Origin of the sequence: Pseudoroseicyclus tamaricis (assembly GCF_012070395.1) — a bacterium.
In the GTDB taxonomy this organism is placed as follows: Bacteria; Pseudomonadota; Alphaproteobacteria; order Rhodobacterales; family Rhodobacteraceae; genus Pseudoroseicyclus_A; species Pseudoroseicyclus_A tamaricis.
In genome coordinates this window covers 407,715-427,417 of the sequence record NZ_JAAFYS010000002.1, presented here as the reverse complement: position 1 = coordinate 427,417, position 19,703 = coordinate 407,715, and the positions used below count along the sequence as shown (strand labels likewise).

Below are 19,703 nucleotides of genomic sequence, written 5' to 3'. Positions count from 1 at the left end.
TCATGGTCGACGCACCCCACGCCTCCCCGCCGCGCCCCGGGCCCTTCTCCCGGCCGATCTTCCTCGGCGAGGAGGCCCGCAGCCTCAGCCGCGTCGGGGTCGTCGATGTCGGCTCCAACTCCGTCCGCTTTGTCGTCTTCGACGGGGCCGGCCGCTCCCCCGCCTATTTCTACAACGAGAAGGTCATGTGTGCCCTCGGCGCCGGCCTCTCCGAGACGGGGCGGCTCAGCGAGAAGGGCAAGGAGCGGGCGCTCTCGGCCCTCCGCCGCTTCAACGCGCTCGCCGAGGGCATGGGCATCTCCCCCGTGACTGCCGTCGCCACCGCCGCCGTGCGCGAGGCGGAGGATGGCCCGGCGTTCCAGGAGGAGGTGAAGCGGCAGACGGGGATCGAGCTCTACGTCATCGATGGCGAGGAGGAGGCGCGCCTCTCCGCGCAGGGCGTGCTCCTCGGCTGGCCCGGTGCCTACGGCCTCGTCTGCGATATCGGCGGCTCGTCGATGGAGCTGGCCAACCTCGCCGACGGGGAGGTGGGGCTGCGCGTCACCTCAGCCCTCGGGCCGCTGAAGCTGCGCGAGGTCTCCGACGACCGCAAGGAGCTGAAGGCGCATATCAAGGGCGTCGTCGCCGAGCTGCATGACAAGATGCAGAACGAGACGGGCAAGCGGCTCTTCCTCGTCGGCGGCTCGTGGCGGGCCTTCGCCCGGGTGGACATGGACAGGAAGGGGTACCCCCTGACCGTGCTGCACGAATACAGGATGGCCAATTCCGATGTGCGCGCCACCGAGAAGCACATCGCCGGGGCCGATCTGGAGGCGCTGCGCGGCAAGCTCTCCATCTCCTCTGACCGGATGAGCCTCGTGCCCTACGCCAGCCTCGTGCTCAAGGAATTGGTCAAGGTTTTCAAGCCGAAGGACATCGCCATCTCCTCCTACGGGATCCGCGAGGGGCTGCTCTACGAGCAGATGCCGCAGAGCCTGCGCGAGCGCGACCCGCTAATCGAGGCGAGCCGATTCGCGGAAGCCAAGGACGCGCGGATGCCCGGGTTCGGGGCGCTGCTCTACGATTTCGTCATGCCGCTCTTCCCCCGGGCCGGCTGGCAGAAGAAACGGATCATCGAGGCGGCCTGCCTGCTGCACGATGTCAGCTGGCGGGCGCATCCCGATTACCGGGCCGAGGTCTGCTTCGACAACGCCACCCGCGCCAACCTCGGCGGGCTGAAGCACGAGGAGCGGATCTTCCTCGGGCTGGCGCTGCTGCACCGATATCAGAACAAGCGGGAGGGCTCGCCGTATGAGCGGCTCTTCGCGCTGCTGGAGCCCCGGGAGATCCAGGAGGCGGAGGTGCTGGGCAAGGCGCTCAGGCTCGGCGCCATGCTCTGGCTGGGGGCCGGCGAGGTGCCCGGAGAGATGATCTTCCGGCCGCAGAAGAAGGAGCTGACGCTGCGCCTCGCCCCGCGGGCGGAGCCTCTCTTCGGGGAGGTGGCGGCCTCGCGGCTAGCCTCTCTGGCGAGCGCGCTCGGGGCGTCTCAAAAGATGATCGTGCGGAGCTGAACGGCCCGCCGGCCGGGGTCACCGCGCGTGCACGGAGCGTGCACCGGGCGTGCACCGCGCCTCAGTGGGGCGTGGCGTTCGAGAAGAGGTTGATCACCACCACCCCGCCGAGGATCAGCCCCATGCCGATCACCGCCGGCGCATCGAGCTTCTGCCCGAAGATCAGCCAGCCGGCGAAGCCGAGGAGCACGATGCCGAGGCCCGACCAGATCGCGTAGACGATGCCGACCGGCATGACCTTCAGCGCGAAGGTCATCGCGTAGAAGGAAATCCCGTAAGCGATCACCACAAGCACCGACGGCCAGAACCGGGTGAACTGGTCCGACGCCTTGAGGGCGGACGTCCCGACGGTCTCGGCGATGATCGCGAAGACGAGCCAGATGTAGTGGGCGGGCATGGGCTCCCTCCTTGGGTCAGGCGGAATCAGCAAAGGGGCCACCTGGCCCCCGCGCCCCTTCTGCCAATCCCGGCCCGCCTCCGCCAGCCCCCCCGGCACCGCCCCGGCCCCCACGCCCGGGATCCCCCTTCATCTGGCCAAAAATACCCTCGGGGGGCTCCGGGGGGCTGGCCCCCCGGTCCCTCACTCTCGATCCGCGCCTCCGCCAGCCCCCCGGCGCCGCCCGGCCCCCCACGCCCGGGATCCCCTTTCATCTGGCCAAAAATACCCTCGGGGGGTTCCGGGGGGCTGGCCCCCCGGTCCCTCACTCTCAGCCCGCGCCTCCGCCAACCCCCGAATGCAAAGACGGCGGCCCGGGCCTTCCCCGCGCCGCCGTCTGCCTTTCTGGGGCCTCGGGCGGGGCTTGAGCACCCCGCCGCCGGTCTTCAGCCCGCGAGGGCCTTGCCCAGGTTCTCGTCCACCTTCTCGAGGAAGCCCATTGTGGTCAGCCACTTCTGGTCGGGGCCGACGAGGAGGGCGAGGTCCTTGGTCATGAAGCCGCTTTCCACGGTGTCCACGATCACCGTCTCCAGCGTTTCCGCGAAGTTCATCAGCGCGTCGTTGCCGTCGAGCTTGGCGCGGTGCTTGAGGCCGCCCGTCCAGGCGTAGATCGAGGCGATGGAGTTGGTGGAGGTCTGCTCGCCCTTCTGGTGCTGGCGGAAGTGGCGGGTGACGGTGCCGTGCGCGGCTTCCGCCTCGACGATCTTGCCGTCGGGCGTCATCAGCTGGCTGGTCATCAGGCCGAGGGAGCCGAAGCCTTGCGCCACGGTGTCGGACTGCACGTCGCCGTCGTAGTTCTTGCAGGCCCAGACGTAGCCGCCGGACCACTTGAGCGAGGCGGCGACCATGTCGTCGATCAGGCGGTGCTCGTACCAGATCTTCTTGGCTTCGAACTTCTCCTTGAACTCGGTCTCGTAGACCTCCTGGAAGATGTCCTTGAAGCGCCCGTCATAGGCTTTCATGATCGTGTTCTTGGTGGACAGGTAGACCGGCCAGCCGAGGTTGAGGCCGTAGTTCAGCGAGGCGCGGGCGAAATCGTAGATCGACGGGTCGAGGTTGTACATCGCCATGGTGACGCCGGCCGACGGCGCGTCGAAGACCTCGCGCTCGATGACCTCGCCGTCGTTGCCCTCGAACTTGATGGTGATCTTGCCCGGCCCGGGGAAGCGGAAGTCCGTGGCGCGGTACTGGTCGCCGTAGGCGTGGCGGCCGACGACGATGGGCTTCGTCCAGCCGGGGACGAGGCGGGGGACGTTCTTGCAGATGATCGGCTGGCGGAAGATGACGCCGCCGAGGATGTTGCGGATCGTGCCGTTCGGCGAGCGGTACATCCGCTTGAGGCCGAACTCGTCCATCCGCTGCTCATCGGGGGTGATCGTGGCGCATTTCACGCCGACGCCGATCTCCTTGATCTTCTCGGCCGCGTCGACCGTGATCTGGTCGTCGGTGCGGTCACGCTCCTCGATGCCGAGGTCGTAGTAGAGCAGATCGATGTCGAGATAGGGCAGGATCAGCTTCTGCTTGATGAAATCCCAGATGATGCGGGTCATTTCGTCGCCGTCGAGCTCGACGACGGGGTTCTCAACCTTGATCTTGGTCATGGGGCCTCTCCCGCTTGAATCGTTTGCCGCCCGCTTACCCCATTCGGGAGCGGCAGGGAAGGTATGCACCTGTATACTGCGGCTGGCGTCTGCCACCCGCCTGTTCAGACGGCGGCGAACCAGATGGGCCGCGGCGCGTTGAGGTGCCGGAGGTGACATATGGACACGACCGACAGAGCGCGCAGTACAGAGACGACCGGAGCGCCGGTGGGACAGCCGAGAGCCGGAGACCGCCAGCTCGATCACGCGGCCGAACTGGCGCGCGTCGAGCGGATGGCGAAGCTGCTTGATGCCCGCTGGCGGGTGTTCGGCTTCCGCGTCGGGCTCGACTCGGTGATGGGCCTTGTGCCGGGGATCGGCGACACGCTGGCGCTGGCGCCGGGGGTCTGGATGATCTGGCAGGCGCGGCGGCTGGGTGTTTCCAACGAGGGGATCGCGCGGATGCTGGCGAACAGCGGCCTCGATTACCTGATCGGGCTGATCCCGCTGATCGGCGACCTCTTCGACGTCGGCTTCAAGGCGAACCTGCGCAATGCCGAGATCCTGCGAGATCACCTGAAGAAGGATGCCGAGCGGGCCGGCCGGCCGATCTCAGGGTGAGGCTGAGGCAGGGGGGGCCCCCTGCCTACCGGGGCGTGCTGTCGCCGGTGTCCGAGGTGCGGTCCCGAGCGGAGGCGATGCGCTCCGCCTCGGCGCGCAGCATGGCGCGGGCCCGCCGCTCGGCGAGGCGCATGCGCATGGCGGTGAGGAAGGCTTCCTCCATCGTCTGCGAGGAAGAGCCGATCTCCTTGGCGACCTGGTTGAAGTACTGATCGTCGCCGAGGACATCCATCACCTTGATGGTCTCGACGGCGAGGCGATCCGCGATCTCTTCCAGGATGGACATGGCCTAGCGGCTCGTCTCTGTCAGGCGGCGGGCGACGTAATCCTTCACCGAGCCGATCATCGTGTCCATGTGCGGGTCTTCGAAGAAATGGCCGGCACCGGGGATCGTCTCATGCGTGATGGTGATGCCCTTCTGCTCGTGCAGCTTCTTGACCAGGTGCTCTGTATCGGCGGGCGGGGCGACACGGTCGGCCGAGCCGTTGATGACGAGGCCCGAGGAGGGGCAGGGGGCTAGGAAGGAGAAATCGTACATGTTCGCCTGCGGGGCGACGGAGATGAAGCCCGTGATCTCCGGCCGCCGCATGAGCAGCTGCATGCCGATCCAGGCGCCGAAGGAGAACCCGGCGACCCAGCAATGCTTGGAATTGGAGTTCATCGACTGCAGGTAGTCGAGCGCCGAGGCGGCGTCGGAGAGCTCGCCGATCCCCTGGTCGTACTCGCCCTGGCTGCGCCCGACACCGCGGAAGTTGAACCGCAGCACCGTGAATCCCAGATCGTGGAAGGCGTAGTGCAGGTTGTAGACAACGCGGTTGTTCATCGTGCCGCCGAACTGGGGGTGCGGGTGCAGGATGATCGCGATGGGGGCGTCCGGGGCGCGTTGCGGGTGGTAACGGCCTTCGAGCCGGCCCTCGGGGCCGGGGAAGATGACTTCGGGCATCGTCGTCCTCAGCGGGGCCCAAGGTTTCTTGACGGAAACGCTCGGGCACTTTAGAATAATTCTAAACCGGCGCCCATCAGGGGCCCGGTAAGCTGCAAGGGAAGTAGGGTAGCCCCGGTGCGGCGTCAATGCGTATGGTCAATTGCCCGGGTATGGGCACCTCGAAAGGGTCACCGATGAAGCTGTCGACCAAAGGCCGTTATGCGATGGTGGCGCTGTGCGATCTGGCTCTGCAGCCCGAGGGCGAGCTGATGAGCCTCAACGAGCTGTCGCGGCGGCAGGACCTGTCGCTGCCCTACCTCGAGCAGCTCTTCGTGCGGCTGCGGAGGGCGGAGCTCGTCGTCTCGGTGCGCGGGCCCGGCGGCGGCTACAGGCTGGCACGGCCGGCCGAGGAGATCTCGGTGGCCGACGTGCTGGTGGCCGTGGACGAGACGGTGAGCGCCATGCACAAGGGCGCCGGCGCGTCGGGAGGCGCCTCCGGCAGCCGGGCGCAGAGCCTGACCAACCGGCTGTGGGAGAGCCTCGCCGCGCATGTCTACGTCTTCCTCCACCAGACGCGGCTGTCGGACGTCACCCGCAACGGCCTCGCGCCCTGCCGGGCGGTGCCGGCGCTCTTCGAGGTGGTGGAGGAGACGATCGGCCCGGTGACGGCGCCGCCGGCCGGGACCGGCTCTGAGCGGCATATCGTTGGGGAACCCATGGGGCAGGAGCAGGGCTGAGGCCCGCTGCCCGGAAAGGATGCCCGTGAGGCACTATCTCGATCACGCGGCCACGACGCCGCTGCGCCCGGAGGCGCGCGAGGCGATGGCAGCCGCGATGGACATCGCCGGCAACCCTTCCTCCGTCCACGCCGAGGGGCGGGCGGCGAAGGGCGTCGTCGAGCGGGCGCGCGCGCAGGTGGCCGAAGCCATCGGCGCCGAAGCGGACGACATCATCTTCACCTCCGGCGCCACAGAGGCGCTGGCGCTCGGCCTCGCCGGCCGGGGCCTCGCCTGCGCGCCGGTGGAGCACGAGGCGGCGCTGGCATGGTGCGAGCCCTCTCTAGAGGTCTCTCGTGACGGGCGTGTGACGGTTCCAGATCCGGCAAGGGCGACGCTTCAGCTCGCCAATTCCGAGACCGGCATACTGCAGGAGCTGCCGGAGGGGCTGGCCCTTTCCGACATCACGCAGGCCTTCGGCAAGCTGCCCTTCGCCTTCGGGTGGTCCGGCATCTCGATGGCCGTGATCTCCGCCCACAAGTTCGGCGGGCCCAAGGGGGTGGGGGCGCTCGTGCTGAAACCCGGCACCGAGGTCGCCGCCCGCACGCTCGGCGGCGGGCAGGAAATGTCGCGCCGCGCGGGCACAGAGAACATGATCGGCATCGCCGGGATGGGCGCCGCGGCGGCCGCCGCGCAGGCCGATCTGGCGAACGGCGTCTGGGAGGAGGTGGCGGCGCGCCGCAATCTTCTCGAATCCGCACTGGAAGACGAGGCGCCGGGGCTCCATATCGTGGGCAGGACCGCCCCGCGCCTGCCGAATGTCACCAGCGTCATCTCTCCCGGATGGAAGGGGGAGACGCAGGTGATGGTGATGGATCTGGCCGGCTTCGCCACCTCGGCGGGCTCGGCCTGTTCCTCGGGCAAGGTGCGCCGCAGCCGGGTGCTGGAGGCGATGGGCTACGGAGATGACGCGGGATGCTCCCTGCGCATCTCGCTGGGGCCCGACACGACGGATGACACGGTGCTGGCCTTTGCCCGCACATTTGGAGAAAAGCGGCGCCGGGCTCTTGGCCCCGCCCGACAGACGAGGATGGACGCATGAACGAAGTCGTCACCACCCGCGAAGGCGTGGACCAGGAGACGGTCGATGCCGTCGCCCGGCTCTCCGGCAAGTACAAGTTCGGCTGGAACACGGAAATCGAGACGGAATACGCACCGAAGGGCCTCAACGAGGACATCGTGCGCCTGATCTCGCAGAAGAACGAAGAGCCCGAGTGGATGCTCGACTGGCGGCTCGCGGCCTATCGCCGCTGGGAGGGCAAGGAGAACCCCACCTGGCCGATGCTGACGCTGCCCGAGATCGACTTCCAGGACCAGTATTACTACGCCCGGCCGAAGAGCATGGACGTGAAGCCGAAGTCCCTCGACGAGGTGGACCCCAAGCTGCTCGCCACCTACGAAAAGCTCGGCATCCCCTTGAAGGAGCAGGCCTTGCTCGCCGGCGTCGAGCCGGCCGAGGGGGAGCAGGATCGGCGTGTCGCGGTGGATGCGGTGTTCGATTCCGTCTCCGTCGGGACCACGTTCAAGGATGAGCTGGCGAAGGCCGGCGTCATCTTCTGCTCCATCTCCGAGGCCATCCGCGAGCATCCGGAGCTGGTGAAGAAGTACCTCGGCTCGGTCGTCCCCGCCTCCGACAACTTCTATGCGACGCTGAACTCGGCGGTCTTCTCCGACGGGTCCTTCGTCTATGTTCCGCCGGGCGTGCGCTGCCCGATGGAGCTCTCCACATACTTCCGTATCAATGCCGAGAATACCGGCCAGTTCGAGCGGACGCTGATCATCGCCGACAAGGGGAGCTACGTGAGCTACCTCGAAGGCTGCACGGCGCCCCAGCGCGACGTGGCGCAGCTGCACGCCGCCGTGGTCGAGATCGTCGTCGAGGAAGACGCCGAGGTGAAGTACTCCACGGTGCAGAACTGGTACCCGGGCGACGACGAGGGCAAGGGCGGCATCTACAACTTCGTCACCAAGCGCGCCGATTGCCGGGGCGACCGGGCGAAGGTGATGTGGACGCAGGTCGAGACCGGCTCCGCCATCACGTGGAAGTACCCCTCCTGCATCCTGCGGGGCGACGACAGCCAGGGCGAGTTCTACTCCATCGCCATCACCAACAACGCCCAGCAGGCCGATACCGGCACGAAGATGATCCACCTCGGCAAGAACACGAAGAGCCGGATCGTCTCCAAGGGGATCAGCGCCGGGCGGGCGCAGAATACCTACCGGGGCCTCGTCTCGATGCACCCCAAGGCGACGAACAGCCGCAATTACACGCAGTGCGACTCGCTGCTAATCGGCTCCGGCTGCGGGGCGCATACGGTGCCCTATATCGAGGTTAAAAATAACAGCAGCCGCGTGGAGCACGAGGCGACCACGTCGAAGGTCGACGAAGACCAGCTCTTCTACTGCCGCCAGCGCGGCATGGACGAGGAGGAGGCCGTCGCCCTCGTCGTCAACGGCTTCTGCCGCGACGTGCTGCAGGCGCTGCCAATGGAATTCGCCATGGAAGCGCAGCAGCTCGTGGCCATTTCTCTGGAAGGGTCTGTCGGATGATATTTGCCGCACAGGACATTCCTGTGCCGGTAGGTTCGCAGTGCAATGTGAACCTTCTGGAGAGCGAAATGTCTCTATTCAAAAGACTGGCCGCGGTGCTGCTGAACGATATCGGCGAGTCGTACAACATACAATTTTACGGCTCGGGAGACGGTCTCGAGGCCTACTCGGCCTTTCCTGTCGCGGGCTCTCGCTACCTCGGAACCATGTTCCAGAATAATGGCTCGCTGACTGTAAGGGTAGACGGCGAAGTCCATCATCAGCTTTCCACCCTCGATGCCGCAGTGTGCATGCGAGATGGTATTGAACGGGCGGTGGGACGCGAGTGGTACTGCAACGGGAGAGCCGCATGATCACCACCACCACGACCAGCATCGAGGGCCGCCCGGCCACCGAGTATCTCGGCATCGTCACGGGCGAGGCCATTCTCGGCGCCAACGTCTTCCGGGACATGTTCGCCAATGTGCGTGACTTCGTTGGCGGGCGCGCCGGCGGCTATGAGCGCGGCATCGGCAAGGCGCGGCGCATCGCGATCGAAGAAATGGAAGACGAAGCGAAAAAGCTGGGGGCGGATGCCGTCGTCGGTGTCGACCTCGATTTCGAAGTCATCAATCAGATGCTCATGGTGACGGCCTCCGGAACGGCCGTCCGCCTGGGCTGAAGGAAGAAGAAACATGCTGAATATCAAAGGCCTGAAGGTCGATCTTGAAGAAGAAGACAAGCAGATCCTCAAAGGGGTCGACCTTGAGGTCGGCGCCGGGCAGGTGCATGCGATCATGGGGCCGAACGGCTCCGGCAAGTCGACACTGTCCTACGTGCTCTCTGGCCGCGACGGCTATGAGGTGAAGGAAGGCAGCGCCACGCTCGACGGCGAGGACCTGCTGGACATGGACCCGGAGGAGCGCGCCGCCGCCGGCCTGTTCCTGGCGTTCCAGTACCCGGTGGAGATCCCCGGGGTGGGCAACATGACCTTCCTGCGCACCGCCTACAACGCACAGCGCAAGGCGCGCGGCGAGCCGGAGGCGAGCGCGGCTGAGTTCCTGAAGCTGGTGCGCGAGAAGGCGAAGGATCTGAAGATCGACGCAGACATGCTCAAGCGCCCCGTCAACGTCGGCTTCTCCGGCGGTGAGAAGAAGCGCAACGAGATCCTGCAGATGGCCGTGCTGGAGCCGAAGATGTGCATCCTCGACGAGACCGATTCCGGCCTCGACGTCGATGCCATGAAGCTGGTGGCCGAGGGCGTGAATGCGCTCCGCTCCGAGGGCCGTTCGTTCCTCGTGATCACGCACTACCAGCGCCTCTTGAACCACATCACGCCCGACGTCGTGCACATCATGTCCGAAGGCCGCATCATCAAGACGGGCGGGCCGGAGCTGGCGCTGGAGGTCGAAGAGAACGGCTACGGCAATATCCTGGGGGAGACGGCCTGATGGCGCTGACCAAGCCCAAGCAGGAAATGACCGACGCCCGGCTGGCGGAGATCACGCTGCCCGAGGGTGGCCGCTGGGCCCGCGAGGCGCGGGAGGCGGCGCTCGGCCGGCTGCGCGCCATGGGCCTGCCGCACGGGCGGGACGAGTACTGGCGCTTCACGCGGCCCGACAGCCTCAACGAGGCGACGCCGCGGCCCGCCGCCGTCTTCGATGCCGGCGAGACGGAGATCTTCTCCGAGCGCGAGACGATCCACGTCACCTTCGTGGATGGCGTCTTCGCCCCCGAGGAGTCGGATACGCTGGAGGGCACCGGGCTGGAGATCGTGCGCCTCGCCGAGGCGATGGCGAGCGATATCCACTGGGCGAAGGACGTCTACGGCAAGCTGGAGACACGCGGGCATGACCCGGTGGATCGGCCCTTCGCGGCGCTGAACTCCGCCACCGCGACGGATGGCGTGGTGATCCGCGTCACCGGCAAGGCCGACCGGCCGCTGCGCATCTCCTACCAGCACCGCAACGAGACCTCCGACGCCGTGCTGCACAACCTCGTCTGGCTGGAGCCGGGCGCGGAGCTCACGCTGCTGGAGAACGGGCCGGCCGCGGCGCGCTTCAACCACGTGATGGAGGTCGAGGTCGCCGACGGCGCCACCTTCCACCATGTCCGCGCGCAGGGGCGGGATCACGAGCGCCGCTGCATCAGCCATCTCTACGCCCGGCTCGGCGAAGGGAGCACGTTCAAGAGCTTCACCCTCACCGCCAACGGCGCGCTGACCCGCAACGAGGCGGTGCTCTGGCTGGAAGGCGAGGGCGGCACTGCCCATATCGCCGGCGCCTCGATGGGCGACGGCGGCGGCTTCCACGATGACGACACCATCTTCGTCACCCACGATGCCGAGGGCTGCGAGAGCCGGCAGGTCTTCAAGAAGGTGCTGCGCAACGGCGCCACCGGCGTCTTCCAGGGCAAGATCCTCGTGAAGCCGGGCGCCCAGAAGACCGATGGCTACCAGATCAGCCAGTCGCTCCTCCTCGACGGAGACAGCCAGTTCCTCGCCAAGCCGGAGCTGGAGATCTACGCCGACGACGTCGCCTGCTCGCACGGCTCCACCTCCGGGGCCATCGACGAGACGGCGCTCTACTACCTGCGCTCGCGCGGCATCGCCAAGGAGGAGGCGACGGACCTGCTGACCCTCTCCTTCGTCGCCGAGGCGCTGGAGGAGATCGAGGACGAGTCGATCGCGGAGGAGATCCGCACCCGGCTCGAGGGCTGGCTCGCCCGCCGGCGCGGCTGATCCATGGCCGTCACCACCGACATCCTGGCGAGCTGGCGCCACCCGCGTGGCGTCATGCGCCGCCTGCTGGCCGCCGGCCGGCGGGAGGACAGGGCGCTGGCGTTCCTGATGATCGGCTGCCTGATCATCTTCGTCGCACAATGGCCGCGCCTCGTGCGGACGTCGGAGCTGACGGGGGCGGAGCTGAGCCAGCTGATCGGCTACGAGTTCTTCGCGTGGCTGATCGTCTGGCCGCTGGCGCTCTACGTGCTGCTGGCGCTCGGCGCCGGTATCCTCAAGCTCTTCCGCTCGCGCATCGAGGGGTGGCAGCTGCGGCTCGCCTTCTTCTGGGCGCTGCTCGCCTCCACCCCCGGGGCACTGCTCTACGGGCTGATGGCGGGCTTCGTCGGGCCGGGGCCGGGGACGAACCTCGTCGGCGCCGTCTGGATCGCCGGCTTCTGCCTCATCTTCGGCGGCGCGGTTGCCGAGGCGGCGAGGCAGGGAGCATGAGCGCACCGGCGGCAGGCCCGGGCGGCTTCGGCCGGCTCGTGGGCGAGACATTCCGCAACCCGGCCGCCGTGGCGCGGGAGCTTCTGGACATGCGGCTGGGGCGCAACGTGCTCTGGCCCGGCATCGCGCTGGTTGCCATCCTCAACGCCCTGATCGCGGGGCTGCCCTCGGGGGGCAACATCCAGCCCTTCGCCGAGGGCATCGCCATCCGCCCCTTCACCTTCGCGATCATCGTGGGCGCGGCGCTGACCATCTTCGTCTTCGCGCTGGCCTACGGCGGCCGCGCTTTCAACGGGCAGGGGGACTTCACCGGCGCGCTGACCGTGGTGCTCTGGACCGAGGTGATCAGCGTCGTCCTCGGCGCCGCGCAGCTCGTCATCGGGCTGGTGCTGACGCCGCTTCTCGCCTTCACGGCCATCGCCGCGCTGATCCTGCAGTTCTGGATCATGCTGCACTTCATCAACGAGCTGCATCGCTTCGGCTCCCTCATGAAGAGCTTCCTGCTGGTCGTCGGCCTCGGCATCGCCATCCTGATCGGAGCCACCATCATGTTCACCGCCATCGAGTTGCTCATGGGGACCCGGCCATGACCTTCGACGTGGGCGCGGTTCGCGCCGATTTCCCCATCCTCTCCCGCGAGATCAACGGCAAGCCGCTGACCTACCTCGACAATGGCGCCTCGGCGCAGAAGCCGCGGGTGGTGATCGACGCGATGACACGCGTCTACGAGCAGGAATATTCCAACGTCCACCGCGGGCTGCACACGCTCTCCAACATCTCCACAGAGAAGTACGAGGGCGTGCGCGGCATCGTCGCGCGCTTCCTCGGCGCGCCGGACGAGGAGGAGATCGTCTTCACCACCGGCACGACGGAGGCGATCAACATGGTCGCCTCCTCATGGGCGGCGCCGCGTCTGGAGGCGGGGGACGAGATCGTCCTCTCCATCATGGAGCATCACGCCAACATCGTGCCCTGGCACTTCCTGCGGGAGCGGCAGGGCGTGGTGATCAAGTGGGTGGAGACGGACGCCAACGGCGACCTCGACCCCGAGGCCGTGCTGGCCGCCTGCGGGCCGAGGACGAAGCTGATCGCGGTGACGCAGCTGAGCAACGTCACCGGCACGGTGGTGGACGTGAAGGCCATCTGCGACGGCGCCCGCGACAAGGGCATCCCGGTGCTGGTGGACGGGTCACAGGGCGCGGTGCACATGCCGGTGAACGTCGCCGAAATGGGCTGCGATTTCTACGCGATCACGGGCCACAAGCTCTACGGCCCGTCGGGCTCGGGCGCCGTCTACATCCGCCGCGAGCGGATGGAGGAGATGCGCCCCTTCATGGGCGGCGGCGACATGATCCGCGAGGTGACGCGCGACGCGGTGACCTACAACGACCCGCCGATGAAGTTCGAGGCCGGCACGCCAGGGATCGTGCAGACGATCGGCATGGGCGTTGCGCTGGACTACCTGATGGGCCTCGGGATGGAGAACATCGCCGCCCATGAGCGGGGCCTGCGCGACTACGCCCGAGCGAAGCTGGACGGTCTGAACTGGCTGCAGGTGCAGGGGCAGTCGGCGGGCAAGGCGGCCATCTTCTCCTTCACGATGGCGGGGGCGCATGCGCATGACCTCTCCACCGTGCTCGACAAGCGCGGCATCGCGGTGCGCGCCGGCAGCCACTGCGCCATGCCGCTGATGGAGCACATGGGCGTGACGGCGACGGCGCGGGCCTCCTTCGGGATGTACAACACCGAGGCGGAGGTCGACCGGCTGGTCGATGCGCTGGAGTTCTGCCACGAGCTCTTCGGATAGCCGTTGCGGCGCTGCCGCGCCGCCGCTATAGACCCGGTGCGCGGCACCCGTAGCTCAGCTGGATAGAGCGCTGCCCTCCGAAGGCAGAGGCCAGAGGTTCGAATCCTCTCGGGTGCGCCACTTTTCCCCCCCGAAACACTCGATCGCGGCCTGCGGCCATTGGCCCGGGGCGGGGTGCTGGCGAGGAGGGGAGTTCCGCTCTAGGCTCGCGCCGCACCTGCCCGGAGGCCCGATCCCATGCCCGCGAACCCGCCTGTCTTCGACGGTCACAACGACCTGCTGCTGAAGCTGCAGATGGGGCGGTCGACGCCTCGGCGCGTCAGGGACGGGGGCGGGGGGACGCAGGTGGATCTGCCGAAGGCCATGGCGGGGGGCTTCGGGGGCGGGATGTTCGCGCTCTTCGCGCCCGACCCGGCGGAGCGGATGGATGTGAGCCGGATGGCCGGCGAGAGCTACGACCTGCCGCTGCCGGGGATCATGGACGAGGGGACGGCGCTGAAGACGATCGTCGCGCAGGTGGCGCTCTTCCGGGAGCTGGCGGGGATGGGCGTGCTGCTGCCCTGCACCAGCGCGGCCGGGATCGAGGCGGCGTTGCCGGGGCCGGCGATGGCGGCGGTGCTGCACCTCGAGGGGGCCGATTGCATCGATGCGGAGTTCCGGGCGCTGCACGTGCTGCACGCGCTGGGGCTGCGCTCGATGGGGCTGGTGTGGAGCCGCAAGACCCGCTGGGCCGAGGGCGTGCCCTTCCGCTTTCCCTCCACCGGAGACACCGGGCCGGGGCTGACGGAGGAGGGCCGGGCACTGGTGCGGGAGGCCGGGCGGCTGAGGATCGCGCTCGACCTCAGCCATCTCAACGAGGCCGGCTGCGACGACGTGGCGAAGATCACCGGGGCGCCGCTGATCGCCTCGCACTCCAATGCCCACGCGCTCTGCCCGCATGCGCGCAACCTGACGGACCGGCAGCTGGACCAGATCGCCGAGACGGGCGGGCTGGTCGGGCTGAACTTCGCGCGGGCCTTCCTCAGCGAGGACGGGCAGATGGGGGCGGATGTGGCTCTGACGACGATGATCCGCCATCTCGACCACCTGCTGGAGCGGCTGGGCGAGGGCGGCGTGGCGCTCGGCTCCGACTTCGACGGGGCGGCGGTGCCGCGGGAGATCGGCGACGTGAGCGGGCTGCCGGCGCTGGTGGGGGCGATGCGGCAGGCGGGCTACGGGGAAGAGCTGATCGCGAAGATCTGCCACGGGAACTGGGTGGACGTGCTGCGGCGGACCTGGGGGCGGTAGCTCGCCGCGCCCTTGCTGGCGCGTCTCGCGGGGGGCGGCGACGCGGCGGGCGAGGGTGGGGGTGGAGGGTGCGGGACCGGGGGGCGCTGCCCCCCGGAGCCCCCCGAGGTATTTCGGGCCAGGTGAATGATCAGCGGGAGAAGGACCAGCGGCCGGTGCCGAGGAGGGGCGCGGCACGCTCCGTCGTCAGGGGGGAGCGGGAGAGGGTGATGGGGGTGCGCAGGCCGGCGATGCCCTCGGGGGCGATCTGGAGGGCGCGGGCCTCGGCCTGGGGGTCGGAGAGGGCCTCGGGGACGCTGTTGATCGGGCCGCCGGGGACGCCGGCGGCGGCGAGGGCCGAGATGAGATCGGCGCGGGGGCGGAGGGAGGTGGCTCCAGAGAGGGCGGCGGCGAGGGCGTCGCGGTTGGCGACCCGGGCCTCGTTGGTGGCATAGGAGGGGTCGGCGGCAAGGGCGGGCAGGGCGAGCGTCTCGCAGAGGGCGCGGAATTGCCGGTCATTGCCGCAGGCGATGATCAGGTGGCCATCGGAGGCCGGGAAGACCTGGTAGGGCACGATGTTCGGGTGCGCATTGCCGAGGCGGGCCGGGGCAACGCCGCCGATCAGCCAGTTGGCGGCCTGGTTGGCGAGGACGCCGAGGCCGCAATCGAAGAGCGACAGGTCGAGATGCTGGCCGAGGCCGGAACGGCCCCGCTCCGCCAGTGCCGCCTGGATGGCGATGGTGCCGTAGAGGCCGGTGAAGATGTCGATCCACGCGACGCCGACCTTCTGGGGCTCGCCCGAGGGCTCTCCCGTCAGGTCCATGATGCCGGACATGCCCTGGATCAGGAAGTCGTAGCCGGGCTGCGCGGCGCGGGGGCCGGTCTGCCCGAAGCCGGTGATGGAGGCGTAGACGAGGGCCGGGTTGGTGGCGGCGAGGCTGGGGTAGTCGAGGCCGTATTTGGCGAGACCGCCGACCTTGAAGTTCTCGATCAGGACATCAGCTTCGCCGGCCAAGCCCTTGAGGCGGCTGAGGTCTTCCGCCGAGGAGAAGTCGCAGGTGACCGAGGTCTTGCCGCGGTTGGTGGCGTGGAAATAGGCGGCGACGCGTTCGGTGCCGCCGCGGCCGTCGTCGCGCTCGAGGAAGGGCGGGCCCCAGCGGCGGGTGTCGTCGCCCTCCGGACTTTCCACCTTGATGACCTCGGCGCCGAGATCGGCCAGAGTCTGGCCGATCCAGGGGCCGGCGAGGATCCGCGCCAGTTCGACGACGCGCAGGCCGGCGAGGGGCGCCTCTGCTGGGCCGCTCATCCGAAGGCCTGCAGCCCCGTCTGCGCCCGGCCGAGGATCAGCGCGTGGACGTCATGGGTGCCCTCGTAGGTGTTCACCGTCTCGAGGTTCTGGGCGTGGCGCATGACGTGGTACTCGATCTGGATGCCGTTGCCGCCGTGCATGTCACGGGCGGCGCGGGCGATATCCAGGGCCTTGCCGCAGTTGTTGCGCTTGATGAGGGAGACCATCTCGGGCGCGAAGCGGCCCTCATCATAGAGGCGGCCGACGCGGAGGGCGGCCTGCAGGCCGAGGGCGATCTCCGTCTGCATGTCGGCGAGCTTCTTCTGGTAGAGCTGGGTGCCGGCGAGGGGCTTGCCGAACTGCTTGCGGTCCAGCCCGTAAGACCTTGCGCGGAACCAGCAATCCTCCGCCGCGCCCATGACGCCCCAGGCGATGCCGTAGCGGGCGCGGTTGAGGCAGCCGAAGGGGCCGCCCATGCCCTCGGCGTTCGGCAGCAGGGCATCCTCGCCCACCTCGACGCCCTCCATGACGATCTCGCCGGTGATGGAGGCGCGGAGGGAGAGCTTGCCGCCGATCTTCGGCGCACTCAGCCCCTTCATGCCCTTCTCCAGCACGAAGCCGCGGACCTTGCCGCCATGTGCGTCGGATTTCGCCCAGACGACGAAGACATCGGCGATGGGCGCGTTGGAGATCCACGTCTTGGCGCCGGAGAGGCGGTAGCCGCCCTCCACCTTCTCGGCGCGGGTCTTCATGCCGCCGGGGTCGGAGCCGGCATCGGGCTCCGTCAGGCCGAAGCAGCCGATCCACTCGCCGGAGGCGAGCTTGGGCAGATACTTCGCCCGCTGCTCTTCCGATCCATAGGCGTGGATGGGGAACATCACGAGCGAGGACTGCACGGACATCATCGAGCGGTATCCCGAATCCACCCGCTCCACCTCCCGCGCGACCATGCCGTAGGAGACATAGCCGGCGCCGATGCCGCCGAATTCCTCGGGGATCGTGACGCCGAGAAGGCCGGCGGCCCCCATCTCGCGGAAGATCTCCGGATCCGTCGTCTCGTCGAGGTAGGCGCGCTGCACCCGGGGGGCGAGCTTGTCCTCGGCGAAGGCGCGGGCGGCGTCGCCGATCATCCGCTCCTCCTCCGCCAGCTGGTCCGCGAGGAGGAACGGGTCGTCCCAGACGAAGGGCTCTCCCTTGAGGCCGGCCATATGTGCGCTCCCTTTGCAGTGCTGCCTATCCATGGCGCGGCGCGCGCGGCGAGGCAAGGTGGCCCCCTTGCCGATGCCGGCACGTCGCGCCAGTGTCGGGGCGTCTCTAAGGGGGAGCGGGTCCGTGGAGAGAACCGAGGCGCTGGTCATCGGCGCCGGGCAGGCGGGAATCGCGATGAGCGAGCACCTGCGGCGGCAGGGCGTGCCGCACGTGGTGCTCGAGCGCGGGCGCATCGCCGAGGCATGGCAGAGCGCCCGCTGGGATTCGCTCGTCACCAACGGGCCGGTCTGGCACGACTGCTTCCCCGGGCTCGCGTTCGACGGCGACACGGAGGCCTTCGCGCCGAAGGAGGAGGTGGCCGCCTACTTCCGCCGCTATGCCGAGATGATCGAGGCGCCCGTCCGCACCGGGGTGGACGTGCTGGAGGTCAGCCGCAACGAGGGGCGGGCGGGCTTTCATGTCACCACGTCGGAGGGGGAGATCGAGGCGCGCTTCATCATCGCCGCCACCGGCGCCTTCCAGACGCCGGTGATCCCGCCGATGGTGCCGGAGGAGGTGGCGGTCGCGCAGATCCACTCCAGCCATTACCGCAACCCGGCGCAGCTGCCCGAGGGCGGGGTGCTGGTGGTCGGCTGCGGCGCCTCCGGCGCGCAGATCGCCGAGGAGCTGCTGGCCGCGGGGCGCGACGTGCACCTGTGCATCGGGGAGCATGACCGGCCGCCGCGGCGCTACAGGGGGCGCGACTTCACATGGTGGCTCGGCGTGCTCAACAAGTGGGATTCCGAGGCGGAGCCGGGCGCGACCCATGTCACCATCGCCGTCAGCGGCGCGGAGGGTGGCAAGACGGTGGATTTCCGCGCCCTCGCGGCCCGGGGCATGGTGCTGCACGGGCGGGCAGATCGCTTCGACGGGGGCGTCATGCACTTTGCGCCCGACCTGCGTCGCAACCTCGCGGCCGGGGATGCCAGCTACCTCAAGGTGCTCGACGAGGCCGACGCCTTCATCCTGCGCAACGGGATGGACCTGCCCGAGGAGCCAGAGGCGCGACAGATCGGGGAGGACCCGCCTTGCGTGACCGATCCGATCCTGTCGCTGGACCTGGAGGCGGAAGGGATCGGCACGATCATCTGGGCGACGGGCTTTCGCAACGATTACGGCTGGCTGAAGGTCGACACCTTCGACGAGGCCGGCCGCCCGCGCCATACCCGCGGCATCGGGCAGGAGCCGGGGGTCTACTTCCTCGGCCTGCCATGGCAGACGCGGCGCGGCTCCTCCTTCATCTGGGGGGTCTGGTACGACGCCGGCTACATCGCCGATCACATCGCCAAGCAGCGCGGCTACCTCGATTATTCCCCGCCGCAGCCCAACCAGGCGCGGGACCCGGAAAGGACCAAGTGATGGCGCATACCCGTATCCGCCCCTTCAACACCGCCGACACCTATCCCGAGCAGCGGCTCGACAACGACCTCGCGCAGGGCGTGGTGGCGACGGGGCGCACGATCTTCCTGCGGGGGCAATGCCCGCAGGATCTGGACACGGCGGAGAACATCGCCTCCCACGATCCGGCCGAGCAGGCGCACAAGGTGATGCAGAACATCCGCCAGCTTATCGAGGAGGCGGGCGGCAGCATGGAGCACCTGTGCAAGCTGGTCGTCTACCTCACCGACGTGCGGCACCGCGAGCCGGTCTACCGGGTGATGGGCGAGTACATCCGCGGCGTGCATCCCGTCTGCACCGGGCTGGTCGTCGTGGCGCTGGCGCGGCCGGAGTGGCTGGTGGAGATCGACGCGACGGCGGTGATCCCGTGACCTTCTCGATCGTCGGCCGCTGCGCGACGACGGGGCAGGTGGGCCTCGCCATCTCCTCCTCCTCGCCCGCCGTCGCGGCGCGCTGCGCCTTCGCCCGGGCGGGCGTGGGGGCGGTGGCGACGCAGAACGTCACCAACCCGGCGCTGGGGCCGGCGGTGCTCGCCGGGATGGCGGACGGGCTGACGGCGCCGGAGGCGCTGGCGGCGGCGATGGAGGAGGAGGCGTTTCCCGAGTATCGCCAGGTGCTTGTGGTGGGAAGCTCAGGTGCGACGGCGATGCACTCCGGCGCCAGGGCGCTCGGCCTCTGGACGGCGGCGGAGGGGGCGGATTGCGCGGCGGGCGGCAACCTCCTCGCCGATCTGGGCGTGCCGGCGGCGATGGTCGCGGCCTTCGAGGGCACGCGCGGGCTGCTGGGCGACCGGCTGATCGCGGCGATGGAGGCCGGGCTGTCGGCGGGTGGAGAGGCGGGGCCGGTGCACTCGGCCGGGATGCTGATCCACCACCGGCAAGCCTGGCCCTATGCCGAGCTGCGCTGCGACTGGACGGAGGAGGACCCGATCGCCGCCATCGCCGCGGCCTGGGAGGTCTACAAGCCGCAGGCCGAGGCCTACGTCACCCGGGCGCTCGACCCCCGCGCCGCGCCCTCCTACGGGGTGCCCGGCGATGCGTAGGGTGGGTT

At 68.7% G+C, this 19,703-nt stretch carries 21 protein-coding genes, 1 tRNA gene and 1 pseudogene; 17 read left to right on the top strand and 6 right to left on the bottom strand.

The window, feature by feature from the left end:
- Positions 1–2 precede the first annotated feature (2 nt).
- Complete coding sequence (locus GY170_RS08455) at positions 3–1,550, top strand: Ppx/GppA family phosphatase (RefSeq protein WP_163892111.1); 1,548 nt, start codon at positions 3–5, stop codon at positions 1,548–1,550.
- Between the two features lie 61 nt (positions 1,551–1,611).
- Here GY170_RS08455 and GY170_RS08450 read toward each other — a convergent pair whose 3' ends face one another.
- The gene (locus GY170_RS08450) at positions 1,612–1,947 is read right to left on the bottom strand and encodes a DMT family transporter (protein WP_163892108.1); all 336 of its coding nucleotides are present in this window, start codon (positions 1,945–1,947) and stop codon (positions 1,612–1,614) included.
- A 425-nt stretch (positions 1,948–2,372) separates the two neighbouring features.
- Complete coding sequence (locus GY170_RS08445) at positions 2,373–3,587, bottom strand: NADP-dependent isocitrate dehydrogenase (RefSeq protein WP_163892105.1); 1,215 nt, start codon at positions 3,585–3,587, stop codon at positions 2,373–2,375.
- A 207-nt stretch (positions 3,588–3,794) separates the two neighbouring features.
- Between GY170_RS08445 and GY170_RS08440 the strand changes: the two genes are divergently transcribed.
- Complete coding sequence (locus GY170_RS08440) at positions 3,795–4,187, top strand: DUF4112 domain-containing protein (protein WP_235937817.1); 393 nt, start codon at positions 3,795–3,797, stop codon at positions 4,185–4,187.
- A 25-nt stretch (positions 4,188–4,212) separates the two neighbouring features.
- On the opposite strand, the gene GY170_RS08435 is transcribed toward GY170_RS08440, so the two are convergent.
- Both GY170_RS08435 and GY170_RS08430 read right to left on the bottom strand, forming a co-directional pair.
- Positions 4,213–4,473 carry a hypothetical protein gene (locus GY170_RS08435; protein ID WP_235924084.1) on the bottom strand — a complete coding sequence of 87 codons (261 nt, stop codon included), beginning with the start codon at positions 4,471–4,473 and terminating at the stop codon, positions 4,213–4,215.
- 3 nt (positions 4,474–4,476) lie between these two features.
- The gene (locus GY170_RS08430; RefSeq protein WP_163892099.1) at positions 4,477–5,130 is read right to left on the bottom strand and encodes an alpha/beta hydrolase; all 654 of its coding nucleotides are present in this window, start codon (positions 5,128–5,130) and stop codon (positions 4,477–4,479) included.
- A 176-nt stretch (positions 5,131–5,306) separates the two neighbouring features.
- Here GY170_RS08430 and iscR point away from each other — a divergent pair.
- The 12 genes and pseudogenes from iscR to GY170_RS08370 all read left to right on the top strand — a co-directional run.
- A pseudogene (gene iscR / locus GY170_RS08425) lies at positions 5,307–5,762 on the top strand (Fe-S cluster assembly transcriptional regulator IscR); the annotation flags it as partial.
- A gap of 106 nt (positions 5,763–5,868) precedes the next feature.
- Positions 5,869–6,930, top strand: a complete 1,062-nt coding sequence (locus tag GY170_RS08420; protein ID WP_163892094.1) for a cysteine desulfurase family protein — start codon at positions 5,869–5,871, stop codon at positions 6,928–6,930.
- The gene (gene sufB / locus GY170_RS08415) at positions 6,927–8,438 is read left to right on the top strand and encodes a Fe-S cluster assembly protein SufB (protein WP_163892091.1); all 1,512 of its coding nucleotides are present in this window, start codon (positions 6,927–6,929) and stop codon (positions 8,436–8,438) included. Before GY170_RS08420 ends, sufB begins: the two co-directional genes overlap by 4 nt.
- On the top strand, positions 8,435–8,791 hold the full coding sequence (locus GY170_RS08410) for a hypothetical protein (protein WP_163892088.1): 357 nt from the start codon (positions 8,435–8,437) through the stop codon (positions 8,789–8,791). Before sufB ends, GY170_RS08410 begins: the two co-directional genes overlap by 4 nt.
- Positions 8,788–9,099, top strand: coding sequence for a heavy metal-binding domain-containing protein (locus tag GY170_RS08405; protein ID WP_163892085.1), 312 nt, complete (start codon positions 8,788–8,790; stop codon positions 9,097–9,099). Before GY170_RS08410 ends, GY170_RS08405 begins: the two co-directional genes overlap by 4 nt.
- Positions 9,100–9,112: 13 nt before the next feature.
- Complete coding sequence (gene sufC / locus GY170_RS08400; RefSeq protein WP_163892082.1) at positions 9,113–9,868, top strand: Fe-S cluster assembly ATPase SufC; 756 nt, start codon at positions 9,113–9,115, stop codon at positions 9,866–9,868.
- A complete protein-coding gene (locus GY170_RS08395; protein WP_163892079.1) occupies positions 9,868–11,157 on the top strand; it encodes a SufB/SufD family protein in 1,290 nt (429 codons plus the stop codon). The genes sufC and GY170_RS08395 overlap by 1 nt, the downstream gene beginning before the upstream one ends.
- Positions 11,158–11,160: 3 nt before the next feature.
- Positions 11,161–11,646, top strand: coding sequence for a hypothetical protein (locus GY170_RS08390; protein WP_163892077.1), 486 nt, complete (start codon positions 11,161–11,163; stop codon positions 11,644–11,646).
- The gene (locus tag GY170_RS08385; protein ID WP_163892075.1) at positions 11,643–12,236 is read left to right on the top strand and encodes a Yip1 family protein; all 594 of its coding nucleotides are present in this window, start codon (positions 11,643–11,645) and stop codon (positions 12,234–12,236) included. The genes GY170_RS08390 and GY170_RS08385 overlap by 4 nt, the downstream gene beginning before the upstream one ends.
- Positions 12,233–13,453 carry a cysteine desulfurase gene (locus GY170_RS08380; RefSeq protein ID WP_163892072.1) on the top strand — a complete coding sequence of 407 codons (1,221 nt, stop codon included), beginning with the start codon at positions 12,233–12,235 and terminating at the stop codon, positions 13,451–13,453. The genes GY170_RS08385 and GY170_RS08380 overlap by 4 nt, the downstream gene beginning before the upstream one ends.
- Before the next feature lie 43 nt (positions 13,454–13,496).
- Positions 13,497–13,573: transfer RNA gene (locus GY170_RS08375), tRNA-Arg, on the top strand.
- A gap of 117 nt (positions 13,574–13,690) precedes the next feature.
- Positions 13,691–14,740 (top strand): dipeptidase, encoded by a 1,050-nt coding sequence (locus GY170_RS08370; RefSeq protein ID WP_163892069.1) that lies wholly within the window; start codon positions 13,691–13,693, stop codon positions 14,738–14,740.
- Between the two features lie 130 nt (positions 14,741–14,870).
- Here the strand turns inward: GY170_RS08370 and GY170_RS08365 are convergent, their stop codons facing one another.
- The gene (locus GY170_RS08365) at positions 14,871–16,025 is read right to left on the bottom strand and encodes a CaiB/BaiF CoA transferase family protein (protein WP_163892066.1); all 1,155 of its coding nucleotides are present in this window, start codon (positions 16,023–16,025) and stop codon (positions 14,871–14,873) included.
- Positions 16,022–17,215 (bottom strand): acyl-CoA dehydrogenase, encoded by a 1,194-nt coding sequence (locus GY170_RS08360; protein WP_163892062.1) that lies wholly within the window; start codon positions 17,213–17,215, stop codon positions 16,022–16,024. The genes GY170_RS08365 and GY170_RS08360 overlap by 4 nt, the downstream gene beginning before the upstream one ends.
- 73 nt (positions 17,216–17,288) lie before the next feature.
- On the opposite strand from GY170_RS08360, the gene GY170_RS08355 reads away from it, so the two are divergent.
- The 3 genes from GY170_RS08355 to GY170_RS08345 are packed head-to-tail and all read left to right on the top strand — an operon-like array spanning position 17,289 to position 19,695.
- Positions 17,289–18,614, top strand: coding sequence for a flavin-containing monooxygenase (locus tag GY170_RS08355; protein ID WP_163892059.1), 1,326 nt, complete (start codon positions 17,289–17,291; stop codon positions 18,612–18,614).
- Positions 18,614–19,024 (top strand): RidA family protein, encoded by a 411-nt coding sequence (locus GY170_RS08350; RefSeq protein WP_163892055.1) that lies wholly within the window; start codon positions 18,614–18,616, stop codon positions 19,022–19,024. The genes GY170_RS08355 and GY170_RS08350 overlap by 1 nt, the downstream gene beginning before the upstream one ends.
- Positions 19,021–19,695, top strand: a complete 675-nt coding sequence (locus tag GY170_RS08345; RefSeq protein ID WP_163892052.1) for a DUF1028 domain-containing protein — start codon at positions 19,021–19,023, stop codon at positions 19,693–19,695. The genes GY170_RS08350 and GY170_RS08345 overlap by 4 nt, the downstream gene beginning before the upstream one ends.
- The last annotated feature ends 8 nt before the right edge of the window (positions 19,696–19,703 follow it).

What these genes read in the sequence shown, in the direction of transcription:
- GY170_RS08455 (WP_163892111.1), top strand. Translation starts at nt 3, where the DNA reads ATGGTCGACGCACCCCACGCCTCCCCGCCGCGCCCCGGGCCCTTCTCC.
- GY170_RS08450 (WP_163892108.1), bottom strand. Translation starts at nt 1,947, where the DNA reads ATGCCCGCCCACTACATCTGGCTCGTCTTCGCGATCATCGCCGAGACC.
- GY170_RS08445 (WP_163892105.1), bottom strand. Translation starts at nt 3,587, where the DNA reads ATGACCAAGATCAAGGTTGAGAACCCCGTCGTCGAGCTCGACGGCGAC.
- GY170_RS08435 (WP_235924084.1), bottom strand. Translation starts at nt 4,473, where the DNA reads ATGTCCATCCTGGAAGAGATCGCGGATCGCCTCGCCGTCGAGACCATC.
- GY170_RS08430 (WP_163892099.1), bottom strand. Translation starts at nt 5,130, where the DNA reads ATGCCCGAAGTCATCTTCCCCGGCCCCGAGGGCCGGCTCGAAGGCCGT.
- GY170_RS08420 (WP_163892094.1), top strand. Translation starts at nt 5,869, where the DNA reads ATGCCCGTGAGGCACTATCTCGATCACGCGGCCACGACGCCGCTGCGC.
- sufB (WP_163892091.1), top strand. Translation starts at nt 6,927, where the DNA reads ATGAACGAAGTCGTCACCACCCGCGAAGGCGTGGACCAGGAGACGGTC.
- GY170_RS08410 (WP_163892088.1), top strand. Translation starts at nt 8,435, where the DNA reads ATGATATTTGCCGCACAGGACATTCCTGTGCCGGTAGGTTCGCAGTGC.
- GY170_RS08405 (WP_163892085.1), top strand. Translation starts at nt 8,788, where the DNA reads ATGATCACCACCACCACGACCAGCATCGAGGGCCGCCCGGCCACCGAG.
- sufC (WP_163892082.1), top strand. Translation starts at nt 9,113, where the DNA reads ATGCTGAATATCAAAGGCCTGAAGGTCGATCTTGAAGAAGAAGACAAG.
- GY170_RS08395 (WP_163892079.1), top strand. Translation starts at nt 9,868, where the DNA reads ATGGCGCTGACCAAGCCCAAGCAGGAAATGACCGACGCCCGGCTGGCG.
- GY170_RS08390 (WP_163892077.1), top strand. Translation starts at nt 11,161, where the DNA reads ATGGCCGTCACCACCGACATCCTGGCGAGCTGGCGCCACCCGCGTGGC.
- GY170_RS08385 (WP_163892075.1), top strand. Translation starts at nt 11,643, where the DNA reads ATGAGCGCACCGGCGGCAGGCCCGGGCGGCTTCGGCCGGCTCGTGGGC.
- GY170_RS08380 (WP_163892072.1), top strand. Translation starts at nt 12,233, where the DNA reads ATGACCTTCGACGTGGGCGCGGTTCGCGCCGATTTCCCCATCCTCTCC.
- GY170_RS08370 (WP_163892069.1), top strand. Translation starts at nt 13,691, where the DNA reads ATGCCCGCGAACCCGCCTGTCTTCGACGGTCACAACGACCTGCTGCTG.
- GY170_RS08365 (WP_163892066.1), bottom strand. Translation starts at nt 16,025, where the DNA reads ATGAGCGGCCCAGCAGAGGCGCCCCTCGCCGGCCTGCGCGTCGTCGAA.
- GY170_RS08360 (WP_163892062.1), bottom strand. Translation starts at nt 17,215, where the DNA reads ATGGCCGGCCTCAAGGGAGAGCCCTTCGTCTGGGACGACCCGTTCCTC.
- GY170_RS08355 (WP_163892059.1), top strand. Translation starts at nt 17,289, where the DNA reads ATGCCGGCACGTCGCGCCAGTGTCGGGGCGTCTCTAAGGGGGAGCGGG.
- GY170_RS08350 (WP_163892055.1), top strand. Translation starts at nt 18,614, where the DNA reads ATGGCGCATACCCGTATCCGCCCCTTCAACACCGCCGACACCTATCCC.